This window comes from Daejeonella sp. (assembly GCF_044342615.1).
GTDB lineage: Bacteria > Bacteroidota > Bacteroidia > Sphingobacteriales > Sphingobacteriaceae > Daejeonella.
The window spans coordinates 1-7,043 of sequence record NZ_JBIIPN010000134.1; the positions used below are offsets into that span (position 1 = coordinate 1).

General features: G+C 31.3%; 6 protein-coding genes and 1 pseudogene. 4 read left to right on the plus strand and 3 right to left on the minus strand.

Annotation, left to right across the window (positions count from 1 at the left end; translation table 11 throughout):
• Window positions 1-172: 172 nt before the first annotated feature.
• Together ACIQ0D_RS10545 and ACIQ0D_RS10550 are read right to left on the minus strand one after the other, a co-directional pair.
• A complete protein-coding gene (locus ACIQ0D_RS10545; protein WP_395805397.1) occupies window positions 173-2,536 on the minus strand; it encodes an endonuclease MutS2 in 2,364 nt (787 codons plus the stop codon).
• Window positions 2,533-2,898, minus strand: a complete 366-nt coding sequence (locus tag ACIQ0D_RS10550) for a DUF4296 domain-containing protein (RefSeq protein WP_395805399.1) — start codon at window positions 2,896-2,898, stop codon at window positions 2,533-2,535. Before ACIQ0D_RS10550 ends, ACIQ0D_RS10545 begins: the two co-directional genes overlap by 4 nt.
• A 101-nt stretch (window positions 2,899-2,999) precedes the next feature.
• On the opposite strand from ACIQ0D_RS10550, the gene ACIQ0D_RS10555 reads away from it, so the two are divergent.
• From ACIQ0D_RS10555 to ACIQ0D_RS10570, 4 genes are read left to right on the plus strand one after another with little or no spacing between them, the layout of a single operon-like run.
• Window positions 3,000-3,680 (plus strand): YggS family pyridoxal phosphate-dependent enzyme, encoded by a 681-nt coding sequence (locus ACIQ0D_RS10555; RefSeq protein WP_395805401.1) that lies wholly within the window; start codon window positions 3,000-3,002, stop codon window positions 3,678-3,680.
• Window positions 3,681-3,686: 6 nt separating this feature from the next.
• Window positions 3,687-4,157: a GNAT family N-acetyltransferase gene (locus ACIQ0D_RS10560; protein ID WP_395805403.1), complete on the plus strand. Its 471-nt coding sequence runs from the start codon at window positions 3,687-3,689 to the stop codon at window positions 4,155-4,157.
• A gap of 40 nt (window positions 4,158-4,197) precedes the next feature.
• Window positions 4,198-5,457, plus strand: coding sequence for an aspartate kinase (locus tag ACIQ0D_RS10565; RefSeq protein WP_395805405.1), 1,260 nt, complete (start codon window positions 4,198-4,200; stop codon window positions 5,455-5,457).
• Between the two features lie 4 nt (window positions 5,458-5,461).
• Complete coding sequence (locus ACIQ0D_RS10570; RefSeq protein WP_395805407.1) at window positions 5,462-6,640, plus strand: hypothetical protein; 1,179 nt, start codon at window positions 5,462-5,464, stop codon at window positions 6,638-6,640.
• Between the two features lie 58 nt (window positions 6,641-6,698).
• On the opposite strand, the pseudogene ACIQ0D_RS10575 reads toward ACIQ0D_RS10570, so the two are convergent.
• A pseudogene (locus tag ACIQ0D_RS10575) lies at window positions 6,699-7,043 on the minus strand (hypothetical protein); the annotation flags it as partial.

Below are 7,043 nucleotides of genomic sequence, written 5' to 3' on the forward strand. Positions count from 1 at the left end.
AGGATAAATTTTGACTTAACACCTGAATCTCAATTTCAGGAGTCTGAATTGCTATTTCAGGCGATTTAGATGATTTTTTACATGTTATGAAAATCAAGAGAATTAGAATACCCAATAGTTTAATCTTATTTTCCATGACCTATACATTTTCTTAATATAAAAAACAGACAATCTATTTTAGATATACAAAAGTAATGCCATCTCCACCTCTATCTGGGTGCTCATCTTCAATGCGACTAACTGAAGAATATTTTTTTAAATATTCGCGAATAAGTTTACGTAAAATGCCATCACCTTTACCGTGAATGATCTTCAAACTGGATAAACCAAGCATAACTGCCCTGTCAAGATACTTTTCAATCTCATAAATTGCCTCATCTCCTCTCATTCCACGAAGATCAATTTCTGTTTTAAATGTTGAGAAACTTTCAGTCAAATCAGCACCATGAGATTTCCTAATCTCCTTAGGAACTGATCTATTTGATACTTTTTCGACCCTATTTAGTTTAACAACTGAACGCAGATCACCCATTGCAAGAATGACATTATCTCTAGCAATTTCTAATACTTGACCAATATTTTCAGAATCCAAGAACTTAACCCAATCCCCTTGCTTCAACTCTTCTTTCTCAGGTATTTTATGAACCTTTTTTTCCTGTATTTCATGCTTTTTAAGCTCTAAATCAAGATTTTGTCTTAATTGCTGAGTCTTAGCTTTATCAGCATTACTCTCCTTTATTTCTGAAATAGTGTTTTCTATTAGCTTATTGGCATTTTTAATAATGCTTTGGGCTTCAATCTTAGCATTTTTAAGGATATGCTTTTTGTTTTCCTCTAAATAAGCCTTTAATTGTTCATTTTCTGCAAGTAAAGCTTTTACTTTTTGTTCCCTCTTTTCTACAGAATTTCTGGTATCAATAAGTTCTTTTTTATCTCTTTCTAAATCAACTAATAAGGTATCAACTTTCTTTTGATAATTGCCGATTTTACGCCTTGCCGACTCTAAAACACTTGCATTTAAGCCGATTTTTTGAGCAATTTCAAAAGCGTAAGAACTTCCTGGTTTTCCTAAAGAAAGAATATAAAGAGGCAACATTTTATCATTATCGAATAGCATGGATGCATTCTCCAAACCAAGTGTAGAATTAGCAAAAGTCTTTAAATTAGAATAATGTGTAGTTACCACTCCCCTAACATTTTTCTTATTTAAATTCTCCAAAACTGCTTCCGCAATTGGTCCTCCAAACTGTGGATCAGTCCCAGTCCCAAACTCATCAATCAAAACAAGAGTTTTAGCATTAGCAAACTCAATAAAGTATTTCATTTTTGACAAATGAGCGCTGTAAGTACTTAAGTCGCTTTCTATGGATTGATCATCTCCAATATCCGCAAAAATCTGCTTAAAAACACCAACTTTTGAATGCTCATCTACTGGAATTAATAAACCAGATTGAAGCATAATTTGAAGTAAACCTACTGTTTTCATACAAACAGATTTACCACCAGCATTGGGACCAGAAACAACAACTACACGCGCTTCCTGATCAATTTTAATGTTTAAAGGAACAACAATTTGCTTTTCTTTCTTAAGATTTAAGTATAATAATGGATGTCGGGCATTAATCAAATCAATTTCAGCTTCCTTAATCAAGATAGGCATCTCAGCTTCAATATTTAATGCAAAAAGAGCCTTTGCCCTAACAAAGTCAAGCTTAGTAAGTAATCCATGATAGGATAATAAAAGTGGCACATAGGGCCTTAATTCATTAGTTAGTGCAACAAGTAATTTAATAATCTCTCTTCTTCTTTCAAATTCCAAATCACGAAATATATTGTTGAGATGAAAGACCTCTTCAGGTTCTAGAAAAACTGTTTGCCCTGATGAAGATTCATCATGAATAAAACCCTTTAATTTTCTTTTATTCTCAGAAAGAACAGGAATACATAATCTTCCATCTCTTACAGTAAGGTTACCATCTGCTGTCCAGCCATTATTTTGTGCACTTTTAAAAATTTGATCGATCTTTTTTCGAGCTTCTTGCTCAGCTTTTGCTATTCCTGAAGTAATACTCATTAATTCAGGAGAGGCATTATTTTTAATTTTCCCTTTAGGATCAATAATTTGTTCAATCTTTTGAATTATTGCTTTCTCAATTGGAAGATGTTCAAATAAAGCTTCTAGATTGGGGTACTGTCCTTCTCGATCGGAGAAATATTGTAAAACAGAAAAAACTGTTGTTAAAGAAGCAGAAACCTTAAAAAATTCTTCTTCAGTAAGATATGTCCCCTCAATCCTAACCTTCTCGACCAAAGTTTTTATATCGAAAAAGTTTTGAATGGGTAAAGGCGAATCATTTTGTAAGATATTTTTAAATTCATGGGTCTGACGCAAAAACTTATTGATATAATCAAAGTTGGTCATTACCTGAATTTTATCAACCATTTGCTGCCCCATAGTACTAAGACAGTAGGATTTGATTAATTCTTTAATATCTAGAAAGCCTAACTTTTCAGCGGCATTATTGGGATATATCATTCTTCTAATTCAATATTTTTCGATGGATTTTTTTTAAACATCTCTTCTTTGTAAGATATAAGTTTTATTACAACACTATACATACTATCCAATTTCACTGGATCCATACTATAGTGCTTTAAACTTTTCTCATATTGGGTTTTAGTAATTCCATTGTTTTTATAAACTGTATTATAAAAATTTTTACCATTAATACGGATTGAATCTGTATAGCTTAAACTTGACATGTATCCATCAATAATATGCAATTCTGACATAATTTGGATCATTTTTTGCTCCTCAATCAAGTCCTTTGGTAAATTATCATCTTTACAAGAGGCCAAAAATAATAGGCACAGAATAAATAAATAAAATCCTTTCATTTTAAATTTTAATTAGGAATATAATGATGAGAATAAATTGCATATTAAAGTACTATCCCGTAGGTTTAACTTTTCAAAATTTTAATCAAAAATACAGATAAATGAGCATTACAGCTAATATATCAGCGATAAAGAAAGAAATAGGAAATAGTAGTGTAAAGCTAATTGCCGTTTCTAAAACAAAACCAATTGAAAGTATTACTGAAGCTTACGAAGCTGGACAGCGTTTATTCGGTGAAAACATGGTTCAAGAATTGGTAGATAAATATGAAAAACTACCTAAAGACATCGAATGGCATTTAATAGGACATTTACAGAGCAATAAAGTTAAATATATCGCTTCATTTATAAGTCTAATTCATTCTGTAGATAGTTTAAAATTATTACAAGAAATAAATAAACAAGCCTTAAAAAATAATCGAATTATTGATTGTCTGCTTCAATTAGAAATTGCAGATGAAGAAACTAAGTTTGGGTTAGATTTAGCCGAGGCCATAGAATTATTGCGTTCTGATGAGTTTAAAGAAATGAAAAATATCCGAATTTGTGGAGTGATGGGAATTGCAACATTAACAGATAATCCTAAAATAACTGCTGAAGAATTTTATGAACTAGGTATATTTTTCCAAGGATTAAAAGATACTTTTTTCAGAAAAGATGATGCCTTTAAAGAAATATCAATGGGAATGTCTGGAGATTATAAGTTGGCAATTGAGAAAGGGAGCACAATGATTAGGCTTGGAAGCACTATTTTTGGTACCCGTCAAGCGAAATCAAAATAATTATTAATGGAAATCAAGATTAGAGTAGCAGTAAAAGAAGACTGCCATAGATTATTAGAATTAATTCATGAACTCGCAGTTTATGAGAAGGCACCCCACGAAGTAACAGTGCGCCTTGAAGAATTTCAAGATGCAGGCTTTGGCAAAAATCCTGTTTGGAAAGCATTTGTAGCCGAAGAAAATGGGATTATACAAGGTTTCGGTCTATATTATATTCGTTATTCTACTTGGAAAGGTTGCAGAATGTATCTGGAGGATTTGCTCGTAACAGAAAAAATGCGTGGTAAAGGAATAGGGAAATTGATATTCAACAGACTTATTGAAGAAGCCATTGAAATGAAATTTAAAGGGATGACATGGCAAGTATTAGACTGGAATGAACCGGCAATTAATTTTTACAAAAAGTACAATTCCGATTTTGATGGTGGATGGCTAAATGTAGCACTTTCAGAAGATCAACTTAAAAAACTGTCGTAGATTTATCATTGAACTAATATTTATAAATAAAATTAAAGTCTTGATTAAGGTATTTAAATTTGGAGGATTTGCTGTTTCTGATGCCCAGTCCGTTAAAAATCTAGCAAACATTATTGCATCACATGCTAATGATCAGATATTAATTATTGTTTCTGCCATGGGTAAGACTACGGACGCCCTCGAGAATCTTTGTAAGGAATACGTAAAAGGTGATGAAGATGCACATGAAATTCTTAAAAACATTAAGCAATTTCATGAAAACATCATGCTTGATCTATTTGAAAATAAAAACCACCAGGTTTTTAATGAGATAGCCAATACCTTTGTAGAAATTGAATGGATGTTGGAGGATGAACCTCATCCGGACTATGATTTCAACTATGATCAAATAGTATCAATTGGCGAATTTCTCTCTAGTAGAATAGTAGCAGCTTATTTAAATCAAAATGAAATAAGTACTAAATGGTTGGATGCAAGAGATTTTATCCATACCGACAATTCGTATCGTGAGGGTATAATTGACATGGATAAAACTAGATTATGCATGCCTCACTTACAAAATCAACTTAAAAAACAAGTGATTGTAACTCAAGGTTTTATTGGCGGGACATCAGAAAATTTCACAACAACTTTAGGGCGTGAGGGCTCCGATTATTCTGCTGCAATTTTTGCTTCCTGCTTACAAGCCGAATCACTAACTGTTTGGAAAGATGTTCCCGGAATTATGAATGCTGACCCAAGATTATTTCCTGATGCACAAAAATACGATGAATTACCTTATTCAGAAGCCTTAGAAATGGCTTATTATGGGGCAACAATCATACATCCCAAAACAATTAAACCTTTACAAAATGCCAATGTGCCATTATATGTAAAACCTTTTTTAGAACCAAATCAAAAAGGCACAATCATTCATTCAATGGCGATACTAAATACGGATATAGCTGCAAAAATTGTTAAGAATAATCAAATGCTTTTATCCATGTCAACTAAAGATTTTTCATTCATAGATGAACAAATTCTTATTCACCTTTTGCAATGTGTTTCACAGTCTAACATCAAAATAAATATGATGCAACGATCTGCAATGAGTTTATCAGTCTGCTTTAACCAAGATGATTTAAAGTTTAATAAACTTCTAAATACTTTAAAGGATAAATTTAATTGTAAATACAATCAGGAATTAAGTTTATTAACTGTTAGACATTTCAAAAAAGAGAATTTGAATGCTATTTGCTCAGGAAAAACAATTATTATGGAACAATTCAGTCGTAATACTGCACAAATAATTTTAAAGTAAAGCATTGAATAAAAGGATATTACATAGCGAAGTACGGGAGTTCATTAAAGAACATTTGCAAGATGATATCCCCGGAATAATTCTTAAAAAAAGTCCTTTTGAAGAAATAAGCTCAAAAGAATTAGCTGAACAAATAGATAGTAAAAAACGCTGCGAATTTAAACTTCCACTTTGGTTTAATACAGAAAACATTTACTACCCAGCAAAATTATCCATTGAACAAGCATCTTCAGAAATAGCTGCAAAATATAAAGCGGGCTTAATTCAAGGGAATAACATAATCGATCTAACTGGCGGGTTTGGTGTTGATAGTCATTTTTTTGCGCTAAAAGCAGACTTTGTAACACATTGTGAATTAAATCAAGAGCTATCTGAAATATCAAAGCATAATTCAAAAGTCCTAGGTGTAAGCATAAACTATGTTAACACGAATGGAATTGATTATTTAAAAGATTCAAACAAAAACTTTAGCACAATATACATTGATCCCTCGCGGAGGGTTGAATCAAAAAAAGTATTTCTTTTAAAAGATTGTGAACCAGACATTATTAGCAATTTAGAGCTATTAAATGAACATTCTGATCGTATTATTATTAAAACAGCACCGCTATTAGATATTCAATCTGCTATTCGCGAATTAAAAAAAATCAGTGAAATTCATGTAATTAGCATTAAAAACGACTGCAAAGAATTATTAATAGTAATCAATAAAAATAATGCAAATAATGATCCTTTAATCACTTGCATATTAATTGGTGACCAGGAAAAAAAATATACTTTTAAACTATCTGATGAAAAGAATTACAATATTTCAAACTATTCTGAGCCTCTCGATTATCTTTATGAACCTGATACTGCCCTTTTAAAAGCGGGATGTTTTAAATTGATTTGTCGTGATTTTAAAATAGAAAAATTACATCAACATACCCATTTATACACTTCTAAGAAGTTAATAAATGAGTTTCCAGGCAGGAAATTTAAAATTAAAAAACTGTGGACTTTCGGTCAATTTTCAAAAGAAAATGAAATCAAAAAAGCTAATATTATCTGTCGCAATTTTGGTTTAAGTCCAGAGGAAATAAAGAAAAAACTTAAAATCAAAGATGGAAGCGACGAATATCTTTTATTTTGTACTGGATTGAACAATGAATTATTAGTTATAAACTGTGAACGAATTCTATAACTAATAAAAATGCCCTAGATCTATTATCCAGGGCATTAAATAAAAAACACAAACTAAATTATTGCTTTTTAAGCTTTAGAGGTTTATCATAAATCATACCTTCAAATTTATCTTTCTCAGCTAAAGCTTCATTTAAAACCTTTTCCTGATTAGAAGAAATAGGAGAAAGACTAGTAAGAGTATTACCTTTGGGACTAAATGAAAAAGTACCTTTCTCAGAATAAGATAAAGCAGCTGCTAAAAGAGACTCGTTAGGATCCCCAAAATCTCTTGTTACATCATCTGGTAAGTCTTTATCAACATTTAATCCAGCATAATATCCCCCTTCATTTTTTTGATTTTTAGTCTCAAATTGAGGTATATAAAGGTCTAATTTATCGATTTTAATAGCGAAGAAACCAAC